This is a genomic window from Ruegeria sp. MALMAid1280 (assembly GCF_049195285.1).
In the GTDB taxonomy this organism is placed as follows: Bacteria; Pseudomonadota; Alphaproteobacteria; order Rhodobacterales; family Rhodobacteraceae; genus Ruegeria.
Window position 1 is genome coordinate 75,778 of record NZ_JBMIRT010000055.1, and the last position, 15,526, is coordinate 91,303.

The following is a 15,526-nucleotide window of genomic DNA, read 5'->3' on the forward strand; positions in this document are numbered from 1 at the left end:
GTGGGCGAAGTTGATTTGTCTATGATTTTTTGGAAGAGACCGTGATCGAAGATCCATTGAGTTGCTGGCGACGTGTTTCACTGCGGCGGACCGAATGTCAGTGATTCACGATCTGGATAGAATCGAAATCACATGCCAGTGGACAGCGCTCTTTGCGCAACTCTGGGCGTAGCTGATCTTCGCGGCGTTTTGGCGCCATCTGTTTTTCGAACGGGCCCCGCACGATTTCCCGATCTTTGGCATGATCCTGAATATGGTGGCAGGAATGCTTGCTTTGAAAGAGGAAAGCTTGCGCGCGCAGGCCGTCTGAAAGCAACCTCATACGATCTGTCATTCGGATGGTCTTACAGAGCGCTCCATCAAAGGCAGATGGAGGTATTTGAATACGTGACAGGCCCGGGGCAGCGCCGAGCCAACTGGTCCTTTGCGGCCCCTTGTGCCGAAATCCGTGGTAGGGCCGTAAGTTAGAGACCTACTATGCGAATTTCTTCTTGTGACCGTCCGGTGAAAATCGCAACGTCGTGACGAGTTTAAGTTCTACAACAATGAGGTGGCTCACATGGCAGGCAAATTCGAAATCTATGAAGATAAGGCCGGAGAGTACCGGTTTCGGCTGAAGGCCGGGAATGGTGAAATCATCCTGTCCAGTGAAGGGTATGTCCAAAAGGCCGGCGCGGAAAATGGGGTCTCATCGGTAAAAACGAACGCTCCGAATGACGCCAGGTATGAGCGGACGGAAACCAAATCCGGCGGCCATCGATTCAACCTGAAAGCCAGCAACGGCCAGGTTATCGGTGCCAGCGAAAGCTATACCAGTGCATCCGGACGCGACAACGGCATCGAATCCGTCAAGCGCAATGCCCCTGAGGCGCGGGTCGAAGATCTGACCTGAATTAGACTTGCCTTCGATTGAGCTAACGGCTCAGGCAAACCTAGCTTTTTCATGCGGTGGGGCGAAGTTGCTCCACCGACGTTTGACCAGCAGATTTCCTCACCAATTTTACGCCGATGTGTTTTCTGACACGCCCCTTCGGACGTTCACTTTCTGTTCGTTAATCGAATATGCGCGCTTCATCTGCGCGCGCCATATTGTCCTACTGGACCGAAGAAAACGCCGGTTTCCGCGAAGGGCCGGAGGGCAAAGGAACATTTGTGTCGGGGAATGGACGTAGGGCAAGCAAACGCTGGCCGGGGGCAATCTGTCACGCGGTCTGCATTATTTGGCTGACTTGCATCTTATATGTTGGGTTGGGGCAGTTCAGCACGGCCGAGGCGCAAACAGCCAGCTTTCGTTTGGTTGATACGAACGCGGATGGCGTTCTGAGTATTGATGAGTTTGTGGCCGCCTTTGGTACAGCCGGGGCAAGGAAATTGCTTCAGGACATAGATCGCAATGGCGACAATCGCATCCCGAACATCGAACCGCGCGGCGGGCGGAACAACGGCAAGGGCAGGCAAAAACGACCGAAGCGGGGATGATGACTGATCGGAACCCGGCGCGTTCATTTGTCGTTCATCTGATGACACGCCGCCCCTTCATTCGGTTTTTCGATTTTTCTCATATGGCGTTGGCGAAACGAAAGCACCGAACAGCCAGTCACGGAGTTAAGCATAACACAGTTTCCCCAATTCTCTCCTGTCGCCTGCGACATTGCAAAATGGGCTTTCACAACCCGCAGGGTCGATCGATCCGACGTGCGCGGGCTTTCCATGCGGTTGGGCGCTGCAAAGGCGGGCGATCTGATCCTCTGCGAGATTGCCGAGTTCGGATACCATAAGAAAATCCAGTTGGCCGAGCGCCGGCCTGTTATCCGGGCGATTTTGTTGTCCCTTGCCTGGGGGATCGTTATGCGCCGGATCAGTTTCTGGCGAGCGCTATCATTGATGACGATCTGATTGATCTGGCGGCCAGTGGCGGTGTCGCGGGGCGGGTGGATGCAGCCCATGCCCGAATGGAAAACCCCACCTGATTGATACCCATCGGCCTGCTGACGAATGCGGACGGCCAGGTGATCAACGTGGCAGATTATGCCCTGCCCAACCTGCCGTGCAATGATCAGGTCACGGTCATTGGTGTTCTCGGTGCCGCCATGAACTCGGGCAAGACAACGGCCGCGTCCAGCCTTGGGCACGGCCTGATGCGGGCGGGCTTTGCCGTGGCGGGGATCAAGGCGACCGGAACCGGCGCCTTTGGGGATTTCAACAGTTTCGAGGACGTCGGCGCTCTGCACTTGATTTCACGGATGTTGGGATGGCCACCACATACCGGATGCCGCTGGCGCAGATCGAAGCGGGCTTTGACACCATGGTTGCCACCGCCGCTGCGCGCGGGTCTGAGGTGGTGGTTGAGATTGCCGATGGTGTGTTCCAGCAGGAAACGCGGGCCATTCTGCAATCGTCGCGCATTCGCGACCGTCTGGATGGTATCCTGTTCGCGGCCCCGGATGCGCTGAGCGCTCTTGGCGGTGTGACTGTTCTGGGTCGGGCGGGTCTCGGCCCCTTTGCGATATCGGGGATGGTCAGTTGCTCGCCTCTGGCCACTGCCGAAGCCATCGAGGCCACGGGCCGCCCGATCCTGTCGCGCGAAGACCTGTGGTCGCCCGAGGTCATCACCCGGCATGTCGTGCCGCTGATGCGCCGTGCACCGGAAGATGTGGCCGCATGAAACTCCTCCCTTGTGGTGCCCAGCAGCGTCCTGCAGGCGGGCGCATTGGCTATCCGGGCATCTTTTCTAGCGCCTTTACTGTAACAGACTCATTTTTAAACCCTTGTAACTTAAAGGATTTAGGTCAAATCAACAGATTGTAGAGATTTGGTGGAGCCTAGGGGAGTCGAACCCCTGACCTCTTGCATGCCATGCAAGCGCTCTCCCAACTGAGCTAAGGCCCCATCATGGTACTGCCGAAGCAGTGGACGGACGTTTATGAGACGGTGGCGGTGAGCGCAAGTCCAAAAAACGGATTCTGCCAAAAAGTTTCCGCCCCGCGTCCGGGGTGGGCATGAGGCGGCGTGGGCCGCCTCTGACCGGTCTTAGTTTTCGTCTTCCGACGACATGTCGGTGATATCGTCCAGCGAGACGTTATCATTGTCGTCGTCATCATCGTCCAGCAGATCATCGTCCAGTTCGACATCGACATTGTCGTCATCATCCAGAACCAGTTCCTCATCCGAAGCGTCTTTGCGCGCTTTGGCCGAGGCGGCGTCTTCCGCATCTGCGGCGATCATCCGGCTTTTGCCGGTTTCAAGCTCCACGATCTCGCCAGTGTAGGGGCTGATGATCGGGTCCTTGTTCAGGTCGTAAAACCGCTTGCCGGTTGTCGGGCAAACGCGCTTTACGCCCCATTCTTCCTTGGGCATGTCAAATCCCCTTGATATCAGGTGAGTCGTAATAATGATTCAGGTCACGTGCCACATGCAGCAGGCACTGTCAAAGCCTTTGAGCAGGAGAAACAGGCATATGGGAGATCACGCACTGCCCGGGACGCCTCCGGTGCCGCTGACGCTGCGCAAATCGGCGCGGGCGCGGCGGATCAGCCTGCGGATTTCCCAACTGGACGGGCGAGTTACGCTGACCTACCCGCAGGGCGTGCCCGAGACCGAGGCGCTGAGTTTTGCCCGCACCAAGGAAGAGTGGATCCGTCAGCATTTGCAGGATCGCCCCGATCCGGCAATCGTTCAGTTCGGTCAGACCATCCCCATCGAAGGCATAGAGCGGCGAATCGTGCCGGCAACGGGACGTCGTGTTCTGTTGCAGAACGATGAAATCGCCGTGCCTGCTGGGGCCGAGACGCGGCGCCTGGCGCGATTTCTCAAGGAACTGGCGCGGGACCGTCTGACCGGGGCCTGCGACGATTACGCGGCGATGCTGGGTCGGTCGTATTCCAGCCTGACCATCCGCGATACGCGATCCCGGTGGGGGTCGTGCAGCTCGGCCGGGGGGCTGATGTTCTCCTGGCGGCTGATCCTCGCGCCGTCCGAGATCCTGCATTACGTCGCCGCGCATGAGGTGGCGCATCTGGCCGAGATGAACCATTCCCCTGCATTCTGGGCACAGGTCGAACGGATTTTCGGGGATTACCGCGATCAGCGGCGTTGGCTGCGCGACAACGGGGCGCAGCTTCACCAGTACAGATTTGATGCTGATGTGAGTTGACCCCGCGCCTGTTTGTGATCACAAATTGGGAATGCTGACCACACGCCCCTCAGACTCTCACAGCGCGACACATGACCGGGTGTATCGCGTATTGCGTTCCAGAATCATGCATGGCGAGATGGCACCAGGGCAGGCGCTGACCCTGCGCGGGATCGGCAAGGAATTCGGTGTCTCGATGACCCCCGCGCGCGAGGCCGTGCGGCGACTGGCGGCCGAAGGTGCGTTATTCCTGTCCACATCGGGCCGGGTTTCGACACCCGAACTGACCAATGACCGGATCGAAGAACTTGCCGCCTTGCGCGCCTTGCTTGAGGTCGAACTGGCCAGCCGCGCCCTGCCGCGGGCGCATATGGCGCTGATCGACCGGCTGCAGAGCATCAACATGAACGTGGCCGAGATGGTCACCAAACGGGACGCCGTCGGCTATATCCGCACCAATCTGGAGTTTCACCGCACGCTTTATCTACGGGCGCAGGCCCCGGCGATGCTGGCGATTGCGGAAACAGTTTGGCTGCAGTTGGGCCCAACTATGCGCGCGCTCTATGGCAGGTTGCGGCGGACCGATCCTCCGCATAACCACAAGCTGATCATCGCAGCGTTGCAGGCCGGGGACGAGCCGGGTTTGCGGTTGGCGGTGCGCTCGGATGTGACACAGGGCCTGCGGTTGCTGGTCAGTTAAGCGGCTTGTTGCCGAAGGTCTGAAATCGCCTCTGATCGGCTATGTCGTTGTGGTTTGGAAGTTGGGTCTGGGTTACTCTGACCCAAATCACAACAAGAGCAGATTTCAATCATGATCGATCGACGGATTTTTTCATTGGGCCTCGGGTCGGCCCTGTTGACCGCCTGTTCCACCGGCGCCCCGACCAGCGCACCCGCCTCGCGGATGCGACCGGTGCCCAACGCCGGGTGGGACGCATGGGTTGCAGGCTTCAAGGGTAGGGCGGCGGCGCAGGGGATTTCACAAACCACCCTCAACCTTGCCTTTCAGGGGGCAGGCTATCTGCCCGAGGTGATCGAGCGCGACCGCAATCAAGTCGAATTCAAGCGCTCGCTCGAGGATTATCTGGCCATCGCAGCCTCGGACGAGCGGATCGCGACCGGCAAGCAGATGCTGGTGCGCCACGCCGGGACCCTGTCGCAGATCGAGGCGCAGTATGGCGTCGATAAAGAGGTCGTCGTTGCCGTCTGGGGCCTGGAAAGCCGCTATGGCGCGCGGCGCGGGGATGTGCCGGTGATCTCGGCGGTGTCCACGTTGGCCTATGACGGGCGTCGGGGTGCGTTCTTTGAAAAGCAACTGACCGCTGCGCTTCAGATCATTCAAGAGGGCGATACAAGCCCCGCCAACATGACCGGCAGCTGGGCCGGGGCGATGGGGCATACGCAGTTCATCCCGACGTCTTATCTGGCCTATGCGGTGGATTTCACTGGCGACGGGCGGCGGGACATATGGTCGGATGATCCGACGGATTCGCTGGCCTCTACCGCCGCCTATCTGGCCCGTGCCGGGTGGGTGCGCGGGCAGCCTTGGGGGGGTGAGGCCGGTACGGTCTCGGGCACACCGGTCGCGGTGTTGCAGCCGCAAACGCCGGGGCCGCGCATCGCTGTGTTCCGCAATTTTCAGGTGATCAAACGCTATAACAACTCGGACAGCTATGCGATTGGCGTCGGGCACCTGTCTGACCGGATCGCGGGCGGCGCGCCGTTTCAGGCCTCGTTCGGGCCTGATGCGACAGGTCTGACGCTGGAGGATCGCAAGGAGCTTCAGCGCCGTCTGACCTCGGCGGGCTACGACACGCAGGGCGCGGACGGGGTGATTGGCAAGAACACCGAATCCGCGATCAGTGGCTATCAACGTGCCAATGGGTTGGCCGTTACCGGCAAACCCTCGGTCGAGTTGTTGCGGCAGTTGGGCGGTTAGGCCGCCAACCCTTTCGAGCCAATATCAAGGAATTTCTGACGGCGGTCCTGAATCAGGGCCGCTGCATCTTTGCCGCCCAGCTCTTGCAGCATGGCGGCAATTGCGTCGCGCACCGATTCAACGGTGGCTTCGCGATCCCGGTGGGCACCGCCCTTGGGTTCAGTGATGATCCGGTCGCAGACGCCAAGCTTGTGCAGGTCCTGAGCAGTCAGGCGCAGCGCTTCGGCGGCCTCGCGCATCTTTTCGGCATCCTTCCACAGGATCGAGGCGCAGCCCTCGGGCGAGATCACCGAATAGACCGAATGCTCCAGCATCGCGACGCGGTTTGCGGTGGCAAAAGCCACGGCCCCGCCCGAGCCACCTTCGCCGATGATCACCGAGACCAGCGGCACACCGATCTTCAGGCACATCTCGGTTGAGCGCGCGATCGCCTCTGACTGTCCGCGTTCCTCGGCCCCTTTGCCGGGGTAGGCACCGGCGGTGTCGATCAGAGTGATCACCGGCAGGCCAAAGCGGCCGGCCATTTCCATCAGGCGCACGGCCTTGCGGTATCCTTCGGGCCGGGCCATGCCAAAGTTGCGTTCGATCCGAGATTTGGTGTCCGAGCCCTTTTCGTGGCCGATCACCATCACCGGCTGATCGTCGAACCGGGCCAAGCCGCCAATGACGGCCAGATCGTCGGCAAAGTTCCGATCCCCGGCCAGTGGGGTGAATTCAGTGAACAGGGCGTCAACGTAATCGTTGCAGTGCGGACGTTCCGGGTGACGCGCCACTTGGCATTTGCGCCAGGGGGTCAGGTCGGCATACAGCTCTTCCAGCAGCTTTGCGGCCTTGGCGTCCAGCGCGGCGGCTTCTTCGGCCACGTCCATCTCTTCGTTGGCGCGGGCCAGCGCGCGCAGTTCCTCGGCCTTGCCTTCGATCTCGGCCAGGGGTTTTTCGAAATCCAGATACTGGGTCATGACGCCTCTCAACGCGGAAGTTCTCTGCTATATGACCTGTGGTTGCCCGGGATGCAACTCAGCAAGATTTGTGGATGCAGGATATGCGACCACGGATGGGCAAAGAGAAGGAAAGGACGCCAATGCCAACCAGCTATGAAAACCGCATATTGCGCGTGCTGGACTATATCCACGATCACCCTGCCGGGGATTTGTCGCTGGATGCGCTGGCCGACGTGGCAGCGATGTCCCGGTTCCACTGGCACCGGGTGTTTCGCGCCCTGACCGGGGAAACCTGCGCGCAGTCTGTGCGTCGCATCCGTCTGCACCGAGCGGCCATCGCGCTGGTTCGGTCCGACAAACCGGTGGCGCGGATCGCGTCGGACGTTGGCTATCCCAACCTGAACTCCTTTGCGCGGGCCTTTTCCGAGGCCTACGGCCGCAGCCCTGCTGCATTTCGCAAGGCCGGGCAGTTCCTGCCCGCCCATCCACATTTCAGAACCGGAGAATATCCAATGTATCCTGTAACCACCCGAACCGAACCCGCCCGCCGCGTTGTTGGCCTGCCGCACAAGGGGGCCTATGCCGAGATCGGCAAAAGCTTTGAGGCCTTCGGCGCCTTGTGTGAATCCCGCCGGTTGTGGCCGAAGGTTGGGCCGGTAATCGGCGTCTACCTCGACAGCCCCGACTCCGTGCCCGTCGACGACCTGCGCAGCTATGCAGGGGCCGAATTTTGCGGTGACGACACACCCGACGGCATGGAGGCCGTGCAGATCCCCGGTGGCAAGACGGCCGTTCTGACCTTCAAGGGCCCGTATTCGGGGCTTGAGGCCGCTTATCACAGCCTGTTCGGCAACTGGCTGCCGGAATCGGGCGAAGAGCCCGCGGATCAGCCCTGTTACGAAATCTATCTGAACGATCCCCGTGACACCGCACCCGAAGAGCTGCTGACGGAAATCTGTTTGCCGCTGAAGTAGCTCAGCTCGGCCACAGGACCGGGTAAAGCGACGCAACCAGCAGCGCCGCCATGGTCCAGTTGAACACCACCAACCGGCGCGGGTTCGTGAGGATTCGCGCCATTTGCTGTCCCAGAACGGTCCAGGTGCTGACCGACGGCAGGTTCACCGCCCCAAAGATCAGCGCGACGATCACGATGGCCTGCAACGTATGGTCCGGCGTGTAGGCGGTGGTGGCCGTCAGGGCCATGGCCCAGGCCTTGGGATTGACCCATTGAAACGCGGCGGCCTGCAGGAAGGTCATGGGGTCGCCCTCGGACGCCTGGCCTCTGGTGGGCGCCGCGTGCGCGATTTTCCACGCCAGATATAACAGATATCCGACCGAGGCGACTTTCAGGACCGTGTAGCTGACCGGATACCTTTCGAACAACTGCACCAGCCCGGCTCCGACCAGCAGGACCATGACGGTAAACCCCAGCCCGATCCCCAGCATATGCGGGATGGTCCGGCGAAACCCGAAATTGGCCCCCGATGCCATCAGCATCAGGTTGTTCGGCCCCGGTGTGATGGACGAAACGAAGGCAAAGGCGATCAGGGCCAAGAGGATGTCGTAAGTCATGGCGGCTATTTTAATGCGTAGCGGCCGAATGAAATTGCGTTTTCATGCGTGGTTCCGGTATCTTCGCAATCTATGACGAAGATCGATCGAACAAACCAACAGATATTGCGCGAATTGTCACGCGATGGGCGCATCAGCAATCTGGAACTGGCTGACCGGGTGGGCCTGTCGCCCTCGGCCTGTCTGCGTCGGGTGCAGGAACTTGAGCGTACGGGCGTGATCTCGGGCTATCGCGCGGCGTTGAATCCGGCGGCGCTGGGCATAGGGTTCGTGGCCTATATCGGTGTTGGTCTGGGCGAGCATACCAAGGCCGCGCAGGAAGGATTCGAACGTGCCCTTCAACGCGCGCCAGAGGTGGTGGAATGTCACAACATCACAGGCACGATCGAATACCTTCTGCGCGTCGAATGCGCTGACCTGCCGGCCTATAAGACCTTTCACACCGAAGTGCTTGGCACCCTGCCGCATGTGACGTCGATCACCTCTTACGTGGTGATGGGGTCGCCCAAGGACATGCGGGCATGACCCGATGATGTGATCTGCAACTGTCTTGCAGGTCAGATTCTAACCGCCTAGAGTCATCAAAACAGCGTCCAAACAAGTAACTTATGCAAGGCGGCGCAGACTCAGGGAGACCAAAATGAAGTTTGTTCGGATTGGTGCAATTGCCATCGTTTCAACGATGATCGCGGGTGCCGCCATTGGCGCGCCTCTTAAGCTCAAACCAGCCAGTCCGCAGCCTTCGGGCCTGAAAACCGGCCTTGCAACGGACTATGCCTGGTTGGGAGCGCCGCCGCGCAAGATCGACTCACTCACCGAAGCCAAGGCGTTGTTGAACGAAAAGAAAGCGCCCGGAACGCCGCTTCGGGGTCTCGACTACAGCGACACCAACAAAGGTGACCCTGTTATGACCCATCCTGAACACTACAACGTTGCCGCAGATATTCGCGGGTTCATCAAATTCGACGAGCCCGGTCTTTATGAGTTGGAGACGCATTCCAATGATGGTCTTGAGGCTTGGATCGGCGGGCAAATGGTTGGTGGCGCCAGCTTCTCGCAACCGTGTTCCGCCAATGAGCGCGTTGAAGTCGAGGTGCCCGAGGCGGGATGGTACGAGTTGAAAATGATCTACTACCAAAAATACGGCACGTCCTGCCTCATGATGAAATGGGGAAAACAGGGCGATAAGTTGAGCTGGGTGCCGAACAATGTGTTTGGCTACAAGTGAAACGTAGGGGCGCAGTTCGGCGCCCCTTGTTTCTTTTTTGGTTTAGCCATTTGCGGCGATCAGCTCCGCCTGCGCGACGATCACTTCGGCCTGTTTGATCGAGGCGATGTCGACCAGACGCCCTTTGTAGACGGTGGCACCTTCGCCATTGGCCTTGGCCTGCTCCATTGCGGCCAGAATTTCGCGCGCCTCACCGACGGCCTCGTCCGACGGGGTGAAGACCTGATTGGCCAGCGCGATCTGTTTCGGGTGGATCGCCCATTTGCCGACCATGCCCAGCGTGGCCGAACGTTTGGCCTGTGCGATATAGCCCTCGTCGTCCGAGAAGTCGCCGAACGGCCCGTCAACCGGCAGCACGCCATGGGTGCGGCAGGCGGCGACGATGGCGGCCTGCGCCCAATGCCACGGATCGGACCAGTGCTTTTCGCCGTCGCGCAGCATGTAGTAGTTTTCCTGCGTGCCGCCGATGCCTGTGGTCTGCATCCCCATCGAGGCCGCGAAATCCGCGGCACCCAGGCTCATCGCCTGCATCCGGGGGGATGAGGCCGCGATCTCTTCGACATGAGCGATGCCGGCGGCGGATTCGATGATGACCTCAAAGCTGACCGGCTTGGTGCGGCCCTTGGCGCGCTCGATGGCGGTGACCAGGGCGTCCACCGCGTAGACATCCGCCGCGCAGCCAACCTTGGGGATCATGATCTGGTCCAGACGGTCGCCTGCCTGTTCCAGCAGGTCGACCACGTCACGATACCAATAGGGCGTATCCAGCCCGTTGATCCGCACCGACATGTACTTGTTGCCCCAATCGACGGTGTTCAGCGCCTCGATCACGTTGGCGCGGGCGACGTCCTTGTCCGACGGCGCAACCGAGTCCTCAAGGTCGAGGTTGATCACATCCGCTGCCGAAGCTGCCATTTTCGGAAACAGCTTTGTGTTCGATCCCGGTCCGAACAGCTGGCAACGGTTGGGGCGCGCGGGGGCGGCGGGTTGAATGCGAAAGCTCATCTGGACCTCGTGCAAGAAAGGAAATTACGATTTTCTTGCTGTATGGGGTATTAAATTGCGCAATGCTTCGCAAGCGTCTTTGTGCAGCTGCCGCAATGCAAGTGCAGCATTTGCCGTGAGTTGGGGGCTGCGTGGTGGTTAAAGATTAATCACTGTGAAAACTTCGGAAATTTTTGCGCACACGCTGCAGTAGCTGCAAAAATTTCCCTCTCTGGCAACCGAACTCAGAGGAAAACGCGAAACACTCGTAAGGCCCGTCCCTTAGCCTGCATCGGAATCAAAGGAGTAACCGCAATGATCGAGACACCGTACCTGCTGTTTTTGGGCGATGCGCCCGACCAATTGGCGGCCAAAGTGGCAGTTGGAATTAAGGACTGGCGCCCGGAAAACGCTGTCGGCCAATATCGCATGGAGGGCTGCAAGGCTGATCTGGGCCTGACAGACATGACCCTGATCGAGGCGAAAGCGGCCGGGGCCAAGACCCTCGTCATCGGCGTGGCCAACCGCGGGGGCGTGATCAGCCAGGAATGGAAAAAGGTTCTGGTCATGGCGCTGGAAGAAGGGTTTGACCTCGCTTCGGGCCTGCACAACCTGCTGTGCGACGAACCCGATCTGGTTGCCGTTGCCGAGGCCACCGGCCAGAAACTGCACGACGTGCGTGTGCCCGAAGTCGACTATCCGATCGCCAATGGCATCAAGCGCAAGGGCAAGCGGTGTCTGGCCGTAGGCACCGATTGCTCGGTCGGCAAGATGTACACGGCGCTGGCAATGGACGCTGAAATGCGTGAGCGCGGCATGAAATGCACCTTCCGCGCCACCGGCCAGACCGGCATCCTCATCACCGGTGACGGTGTGCCGCTGGACGCGGTAATTGCGGACTTTATGGCCGGATCGGTCGAATGGCTGACGCCCGACAATGACGAAGACCACTGGGACCTGATCGAAGGGCAGGGGTCGCTGTTCCATGTGTCTTATTCAGGTGTGACCATGGCGCTGGTCCATGGCGGTCAGCCCGACGCGCTGATCCTGTGCCACGAGCCGACCCGTGAGCATATGCGTGGCCTGCCGACCTACCAGCTGCCGACGCTCGAGACTCTGCGCGACACCGCGCTGGCGCTGGCCAAAATTGGAAACCCGGATTGCCAGGTCGTTGGCGTTTCGGTCAACACGCAGCATATGTCCGAGGAGGACGCATCGGCCTACCTGGCCAAGATCGAGGCCGACATGAGCCTGCCCGCGACCGACCCGTTCCGCTTTGGCTCGGGCAAGCTGGTGGACGCGCTGGCCGCGATATGATCTGAACAATGCGTCGGGGGCGGGATTTCCGCCTCCGGCGGGAGTATTTGGAAAAAGATGAAGGAGCGTTTGCGTGCAGGTAGAGGTCTCTCGTGATGTGTTTCGACTGGCGCAGGTGTTCACCATTTCGCGCGGGTCGCGGACCGAGGCAAAAGTTCTGACGGTTCGGATTTCGGATGGAACCCATCAGGGCTGGGGCGAGTGCGTTCCTTACGCGCGCTATGATGAAACGCTCGAGTCGGTCGAGGCTGAAATCGCTGGTCTGCCTGTTGAGTTCACCCGTCAGTCTCTGATGGACCTTTTGCCTGCCGGCGCGGCCCGCAACGCGGTGGATTGCGCCCTGTGGGATCTGGAAAGCAAGCGTGCGGGCAAACGGGCGTGGGATCTGGCCGGATTGCCAGTGCCGGGGCCGGAGATTACCGCCTACACCCTGTCGCTGGACGCGCCCGACGCGATGCAGGCCCAGTCGGCGGCGAATGCGCACCGTCCTTTGCTGAAGATCAAGCTGGGCACCCCGGACGACATGCCGCGGTTAGAGGCGGTGCGCGCCGGTGCGCCAAAATCCAAGATCATTGTCGATGCAAACGAAGGCTGGTCGGCTGAGGTATATGCCGATCTGGCGCCGCATCTGGTGCGGTTGGGCGTTGAACTGGTCGAGCAGCCTCTGCCCGCGGTGGAAGATGACGCACTGATCGGGATGGAGCGCCCGGTTCCTGTGTGCGCCGATGAATCCTGCCATGACCGGTCCAGCCTGCCCGCGTTGAAGGGCAAGTACGATGTGGTGAACATCAAGTTGGACAAAACCGGCGGCTTGACCGAGGCGCTGGCCCTGCGTGAAGCGGCGCTGGCCGAGGGCTATCGCGTGATGGTTGGCTGCATGGTCGGCAGCTCTTTGGCCATGGCCCCCGCGACACTGTTGGCGCAGGGGGCGATGGTCACAGACCTTGACGGCCCGCTTCTGTTGGCCGAAGACCGCGACAACCCGCTGATTTTTGATGATGCCGGAGTGCACCCGCCTGTGGCGGCGCTCTGGGGCTGAGGAGAGATATCATGACCCGCACTGTTTATGTGAATGGCGAATACCTGCCCGAGACCGAGGCCAAGGTGTCCGTATTTGACCGTGGCTTTCTGTTCGCAGACGCTGTTTACGAAGTGACCAGCGTTCTGGACGGCAAGCTGATCGATTTCGAAGGCCACGCGGTGCGTCTCAAGCGGTCGCTGGACGAGCTGGAGATGGCCGAGCCCTGCACCAAGGAAGAATTGCTGGAGATTCACCGCAAGCTGGTGGAGCAGAACGGCATTGATGAGGGGCTGATCTATCTGCAGGTCAGCCGTGGCTCAGACGGCGACCGGGATTTCGTGTTCCCGTCCGCCGATACCAAGCCCAGCCTCGTGCTGTTCACCCAGAACAAACCGGGTCTGGCCGACAGCCCTGCGGCCAGGAAAGGCGCCAAGATCATCTCGATCGAGGATATCCGCTGGGGCCGCCGCGACATCAAGACCGTGCAGCTGCTCTACCCGTCGATGGGCAAGATGATGGCCAAGAAAGCGGGTTGCGACGACGCGTGGCTGGTCGAGGATGGCTATGTCACCGAGGGCACCAGCAACAACGCGTACTTCGTCAAGAATGGCAAGATCGTCACCCGCCCGCTGTCCAACGACATTCTGCACGGCATCACCCGCAAGGCGGTGCTGCGCATGGCGGCAGAGGCGCAGATGGAAGTCGAAGAGCGTCTGTTCACCATCGACGAGGCGAAAGAGGCGGATGAGGCCTTCACCACCTCGGCCAGTGCATTTGTTATGCCGGTGGTCGAGATTGATGGGGTGACGCTGGGCGACGGCACGCCGGGGCCAATCGCCAAGCGCCTGCGCGAGATCTATCTGGACGAAAGCCGCAAGGCCGCGATCTAATCAAAAAGGCCCGCCAGATCGGCAGGCCTTTTTTGTTTTGGGCGTCAGCCCTTTTTCGTCACGTTTTCTTCGAAGGCGACCTTGAAGGCGACCTGTTTTTCGGGGCTGGCCTCGGTCTGGTAGTTGGCCTTCCACTCATCCATCGTCATGCCATAGAAAACCTCGCGGGCTTTGTCCTTGCCCATTTCGATGCCCTTTTCGTTGGCCGCTTCCTGATACCAGCGGGCCAAGCAGTTGCGGCAGAAACCGGCCAGGTTCATCATGTCGATGTTCTGAACGTCAGTGCGATCTTCCATCAGGTGCTTTTGCAACCGACGGAACGCGGCGGCCTGAAGTTCGATTTCGGTTTGCTTGTCCATGGTCTGGCTCCGGATGACAATGTCGTTGTCTCTGACCTAGCGGTCCGGTGGCGATGTTTCAACACGGTGGCTCAGGCCAGTTTCAATGCCAGCCAAGGGATGATGCAGAAGATCAGGGTCAGGATCTTATAGTTCGCCAGATACCGGAAATACGCCCGTTTCACATCCGGGCGCTCCATCTGGAACATCCGGCCATGAACGCCCGCAATCCAATCCTGCATCAGCACGATCATCAGGGTGGTAAAAAGCAAAACCGCGATATTGAGCACCGCCATCCAGCCAAAGACGGAGGTCAGAAACTCCTGCGTCATGATCGCCTCCTTTTCCCTGAATATATGGGGATCAGCGGCGGGCCTCACAATGCGGTGTGATCAAAGGCCGCTGTCCGCCAAAGCGTCCTGAAGGATCACGGCCATACGCTCGGCCCAGGCGCGCTGACCGGCGTGATCGGCGATCAGGTCGTTGCGCAGCTCGATCAGGGCGTTCGGGCGGCCATGGACCGTGCAGTGCCGGTCGATCGCATCACCGGGCAGGACGCCGGTATAGGGTTCGTTGACGCCGACGCACAGGTCGCCCTCGGCCTCAAGCCGGTTGATCAACGGGCGCGAGAACCTTTCGTCTGGCGTGTGCAGCACGCCTATGTGCCACGGGCGCGGCGCGCGACCGCGCAGCTGGCGGGTGAAGGAGTGCATCGAAACGATCACCGCATGGGGCAGGCCCGCCATGCGCCCAAGCGCCTCGTGATAGGGGCGATAGCACATGTTCAGGCGCCGTTCGCGTTCAGCCGCGTCGGCGTGACGGTTGCCTGGGATAATCGAGCCGTCATAGAGTTTCATCAGCAGGGTCGGATCATCCTCACCCCGGTTCGGATCGATCACGAGGCGCGAGAAGTTCGCCGCAATCACCGGCGCGTTCAGGATCTCGCCCAGATGCTTGGACACCTCATAGGCGCCCACGTCATAGGCGATGTGACGCTCCATGTCCTCGCGCGGCAGGCCGAGGTCTCCGCCGTTGATTTCGGGCGGCACCGTGTTGGTTGCGTGGTCGCATGTGATCAGCCAGCGCGACGGGCGATCAGCGCCGTGGATAAAAAACGGAGAATACGTCATAAGCCTGTCATCTAGTTTGTCGCAGGTGTAGGGC

Annotated in this window: 21 protein-coding genes and 1 tRNA gene; 12 read left to right on the plus strand and 10 right to left on the minus strand. The window is 60.2% G+C overall.

Annotated elements, in window-relative coordinates; translation table 11 throughout:
- Nucleotides 1-97: 97 nt before the first annotated feature.
- Entirely contained in the window at nucleotides 98-334 is a 237-nt protein-coding gene (locus tag ACOQFT_RS14740) for a hypothetical protein (protein ID WP_421598657.1), read from the minus strand.
- 225 nt (nucleotides 335-559) lie between these two features.
- Here ACOQFT_RS14740 and ACOQFT_RS14745 point away from each other — a divergent pair, with 225 nt between their 5' ends.
- Nucleotides 560-892, plus strand: a complete 333-nt coding sequence (locus ACOQFT_RS14745; RefSeq protein WP_421598658.1) for a YegP family protein — start codon at nucleotides 560-562, stop codon at nucleotides 890-892.
- A 197-nt stretch (nucleotides 893-1,089) separates the two neighbouring features.
- Entirely contained in the window at nucleotides 1,090-1,479 is a 390-nt protein-coding gene (locus ACOQFT_RS14750) for a hypothetical protein (RefSeq protein ID WP_421598659.1), read from the plus strand.
- 23 nt (nucleotides 1,480-1,502) lie between these two features.
- Here ACOQFT_RS14750 and ACOQFT_RS14755 read toward each other — a convergent pair whose 3' ends face one another.
- Nucleotides 1,503-2,231 (minus strand): hypothetical protein, encoded by a 729-nt coding sequence (locus tag ACOQFT_RS14755; RefSeq protein ID WP_421598660.1) that lies wholly within the window; start codon nucleotides 2,229-2,231, stop codon nucleotides 1,503-1,505.
- 20 nt (nucleotides 2,232-2,251) lie between these two features.
- Here ACOQFT_RS14755 and ACOQFT_RS14760 point away from each other — a divergent pair, with 20 nt between their 5' ends.
- On the plus strand, nucleotides 2,252-2,665 hold the full coding sequence (locus ACOQFT_RS14760) for a hypothetical protein (protein WP_421598661.1): 414 nt from the start codon (nucleotides 2,252-2,254) through the stop codon (nucleotides 2,663-2,665).
- A 148-nt stretch (nucleotides 2,666-2,813) separates the two neighbouring features.
- Here the strand turns inward: ACOQFT_RS14760 and ACOQFT_RS14765 are convergent.
- Together ACOQFT_RS14765 and ACOQFT_RS14770 are read right to left on the minus strand one after the other, a co-directional pair.
- A tRNA-Ala gene (locus ACOQFT_RS14765) sits at nucleotides 2,814-2,889 on the minus strand.
- A gap of 141 nt (nucleotides 2,890-3,030) precedes the next feature.
- Nucleotides 3,031-3,357 carry a TIGR02300 family protein gene (locus tag ACOQFT_RS14770; protein ID WP_170447851.1) on the minus strand — a complete coding sequence of 109 codons (327 nt, stop codon included), beginning with the start codon at nucleotides 3,355-3,357 and terminating at the stop codon, nucleotides 3,031-3,033.
- Nucleotides 3,358-3,457: 100 nt separating this feature from the next.
- On the opposite strand from ACOQFT_RS14770, the gene ACOQFT_RS14775 reads away from it, so the two are divergent.
- The 3 genes from ACOQFT_RS14775 (at nucleotide 3,458) to ACOQFT_RS14785 (ending at nucleotide 6,071) form a co-directional block, all read left to right on the plus strand.
- Nucleotides 3,458-4,153, plus strand: a complete 696-nt coding sequence (locus ACOQFT_RS14775) for a M48 family metallopeptidase (RefSeq protein WP_421598662.1) — start codon at nucleotides 3,458-3,460, stop codon at nucleotides 4,151-4,153.
- Nucleotides 4,154-4,184: 31 nt separating this feature from the next.
- Nucleotides 4,185-4,832, plus strand: a complete 648-nt coding sequence (locus ACOQFT_RS14780) for a GntR family transcriptional regulator (protein WP_421598663.1) — start codon at nucleotides 4,185-4,187, stop codon at nucleotides 4,830-4,832.
- 111 nt (nucleotides 4,833-4,943) lie between these two features.
- Nucleotides 4,944-6,071, plus strand: a complete 1,128-nt coding sequence (locus tag ACOQFT_RS14785) for a lytic murein transglycosylase (RefSeq protein WP_421598664.1) — start codon at nucleotides 4,944-4,946, stop codon at nucleotides 6,069-6,071.
- Here the strand turns inward: ACOQFT_RS14785 and ACOQFT_RS14790 are convergent.
- The gene (locus tag ACOQFT_RS14790) at nucleotides 6,068-7,030 is read right to left on the minus strand and encodes an acetyl-CoA carboxylase carboxyltransferase subunit alpha (protein WP_421598665.1); all 963 of its coding nucleotides are present in this window, start codon (nucleotides 7,028-7,030) and stop codon (nucleotides 6,068-6,070) included. The two genes, ACOQFT_RS14785 and ACOQFT_RS14790, sit on opposite strands and share 4 nt — an antisense overlap.
- Nucleotides 7,031-7,152: 122 nt before the next feature.
- Between ACOQFT_RS14790 and ACOQFT_RS14795 the strand changes: the two genes are divergently transcribed.
- Nucleotides 7,153-7,986, plus strand: a complete 834-nt coding sequence (locus ACOQFT_RS14795) for an AraC family transcriptional regulator (protein WP_421598666.1) — start codon at nucleotides 7,153-7,155, stop codon at nucleotides 7,984-7,986.
- A gap of 1 nt (nucleotide 7,987) precedes the next feature.
- On the opposite strand, the gene ACOQFT_RS14800 is transcribed toward ACOQFT_RS14795, so the two are convergent.
- On the minus strand, nucleotides 7,988-8,584 hold the full coding sequence (locus ACOQFT_RS14800; RefSeq protein ID WP_421598667.1) for a LysE family translocator: 597 nt from the start codon (nucleotides 8,582-8,584) through the stop codon (nucleotides 7,988-7,990).
- Between the two features lie 72 nt (nucleotides 8,585-8,656).
- On the opposite strand from ACOQFT_RS14800, the gene ACOQFT_RS14805 reads away from it, so the two are divergent.
- Complete coding sequence (locus tag ACOQFT_RS14805) at nucleotides 8,657-9,109, plus strand: Lrp/AsnC family transcriptional regulator (RefSeq protein WP_421598668.1); 453 nt, start codon at nucleotides 8,657-8,659, stop codon at nucleotides 9,107-9,109.
- Between the two features lie 115 nt (nucleotides 9,110-9,224).
- Nucleotides 9,225-9,812 carry a PA14 domain-containing protein gene (locus tag ACOQFT_RS14810; RefSeq protein ID WP_170447865.1) on the plus strand — a complete coding sequence of 196 codons (588 nt, stop codon included), beginning with the start codon at nucleotides 9,225-9,227 and terminating at the stop codon, nucleotides 9,810-9,812.
- A gap of 42 nt (nucleotides 9,813-9,854) precedes the next feature.
- Here ACOQFT_RS14810 and ACOQFT_RS14815 read toward each other — a convergent pair whose 3' ends face one another.
- On the minus strand, nucleotides 9,855-10,817 hold the full coding sequence (locus ACOQFT_RS14815) for an L-malyl-CoA/beta-methylmalyl-CoA lyase (protein ID WP_170447867.1): 963 nt from the start codon (nucleotides 10,815-10,817) through the stop codon (nucleotides 9,855-9,857).
- A gap of 294 nt (nucleotides 10,818-11,111) precedes the next feature.
- Here ACOQFT_RS14815 and dgcN point away from each other — a divergent pair, with 294 nt between their 5' ends.
- From dgcN to ACOQFT_RS14830, 3 genes are all read left to right on the plus strand, one after another.
- On the plus strand, nucleotides 11,112-12,113 hold the full coding sequence (gene dgcN / locus ACOQFT_RS14820) for an N-acetyltransferase DgcN (RefSeq protein WP_421598669.1): 1,002 nt from the start codon (nucleotides 11,112-11,114) through the stop codon (nucleotides 12,111-12,113).
- 73 nt (nucleotides 12,114-12,186) lie between these two features.
- Complete coding sequence (gene dgcA / locus ACOQFT_RS14825) at nucleotides 12,187-13,152, plus strand: N-acetyl-D-Glu racemase DgcA (RefSeq protein WP_421598670.1); 966 nt, start codon at nucleotides 12,187-12,189, stop codon at nucleotides 13,150-13,152.
- 11 nt (nucleotides 13,153-13,163) lie between these two features.
- Entirely contained in the window at nucleotides 13,164-14,024 is an 861-nt protein-coding gene (locus tag ACOQFT_RS14830) for a D-amino-acid transaminase (RefSeq protein ID WP_421598671.1), read from the plus strand.
- Nucleotides 14,025-14,068: 44 nt separating this feature from the next.
- Here the strand turns inward: ACOQFT_RS14830 and ACOQFT_RS14835 are convergent, their stop codons facing one another.
- From ACOQFT_RS14835 to ACOQFT_RS14845, 3 genes are all read right to left on the minus strand, one after another.
- Nucleotides 14,069-14,383 (minus strand): DUF1244 domain-containing protein, encoded by a 315-nt coding sequence (locus tag ACOQFT_RS14835; protein ID WP_421598672.1) that lies wholly within the window; start codon nucleotides 14,381-14,383, stop codon nucleotides 14,069-14,071.
- Between the two features lie 71 nt (nucleotides 14,384-14,454).
- Nucleotides 14,455-14,694: a DUF6868 family protein gene (locus tag ACOQFT_RS14840; protein ID WP_421598673.1), complete on the minus strand. Its 240-nt coding sequence runs from the start codon at nucleotides 14,692-14,694 to the stop codon at nucleotides 14,455-14,457.
- A gap of 60 nt (nucleotides 14,695-14,754) precedes the next feature.
- Complete coding sequence (locus ACOQFT_RS14845) at nucleotides 14,755-15,492, minus strand: N-formylglutamate amidohydrolase (RefSeq protein WP_421598674.1); 738 nt, start codon at nucleotides 15,490-15,492, stop codon at nucleotides 14,755-14,757.
- Nucleotides 15,493-15,526 lie beyond the last annotated feature (34 nt).

Coding starts and splice junctions, on each gene's coding strand:
- ACOQFT_RS14740 (WP_421598657.1), bottom strand. CDS start 334: ATGACAGATCGTATGAGGTTGCTTTCAGACGGCCTGCGCGCGCAAGCT.
- ACOQFT_RS14745 (WP_421598658.1), top strand. CDS start 560: ATGGCAGGCAAATTCGAAATCTATGAAGATAAGGCCGGAGAGTACCGG.
- ACOQFT_RS14760 (WP_421598661.1), top strand. CDS start 2,252: ATGGCCACCACATACCGGATGCCGCTGGCGCAGATCGAAGCGGGCTTT.
- ACOQFT_RS14770 (WP_170447851.1), bottom strand. CDS start 3,357: ATGCCCAAGGAAGAATGGGGCGTAAAGCGCGTTTGCCCGACAACCGGC.
- ACOQFT_RS14775 (WP_421598662.1), top strand. CDS start 3,458: ATGGGAGATCACGCACTGCCCGGGACGCCTCCGGTGCCGCTGACGCTG.
- ACOQFT_RS14780 (WP_421598663.1), top strand. CDS start 4,185: ATGCTGACCACACGCCCCTCAGACTCTCACAGCGCGACACATGACCGG.
- ACOQFT_RS14785 (WP_421598664.1), top strand. CDS start 4,944: ATGATCGATCGACGGATTTTTTCATTGGGCCTCGGGTCGGCCCTGTTG.
- ACOQFT_RS14790 (WP_421598665.1), bottom strand. CDS start 7,030: ATGACCCAGTATCTGGATTTCGAAAAACCCCTGGCCGAGATCGAAGGC.
- ACOQFT_RS14795 (WP_421598666.1), top strand. CDS start 7,153: ATGCCAACCAGCTATGAAAACCGCATATTGCGCGTGCTGGACTATATC.
- ACOQFT_RS14800 (WP_421598667.1), bottom strand. CDS start 8,584: ATGACTTACGACATCCTCTTGGCCCTGATCGCCTTTGCCTTCGTTTCG.
- ACOQFT_RS14805 (WP_421598668.1), top strand. CDS start 8,657: ATGACGAAGATCGATCGAACAAACCAACAGATATTGCGCGAATTGTCA.
- ACOQFT_RS14810 (WP_170447865.1), top strand. CDS start 9,225: ATGAAGTTTGTTCGGATTGGTGCAATTGCCATCGTTTCAACGATGATC.
- ACOQFT_RS14815 (WP_170447867.1), bottom strand. CDS start 10,817: ATGAGCTTTCGCATTCAACCCGCCGCCCCCGCGCGCCCCAACCGTTGC.
- dgcN (WP_421598669.1), top strand. CDS start 11,112: ATGATCGAGACACCGTACCTGCTGTTTTTGGGCGATGCGCCCGACCAA.
- ACOQFT_RS14830 (WP_421598671.1), top strand. CDS start 13,164: ATGACCCGCACTGTTTATGTGAATGGCGAATACCTGCCCGAGACCGAG.
- ACOQFT_RS14835 (WP_421598672.1), bottom strand. CDS start 14,383: ATGGACAAGCAAACCGAAATCGAACTTCAGGCCGCCGCGTTCCGTCGG.
- ACOQFT_RS14840 (WP_421598673.1), bottom strand. CDS start 14,694: ATGACGCAGGAGTTTCTGACCTCCGTCTTTGGCTGGATGGCGGTGCTC.
- ACOQFT_RS14845 (WP_421598674.1), bottom strand. CDS start 15,492: ATGACGTATTCTCCGTTTTTTATCCACGGCGCTGATCGCCCGTCGCGC.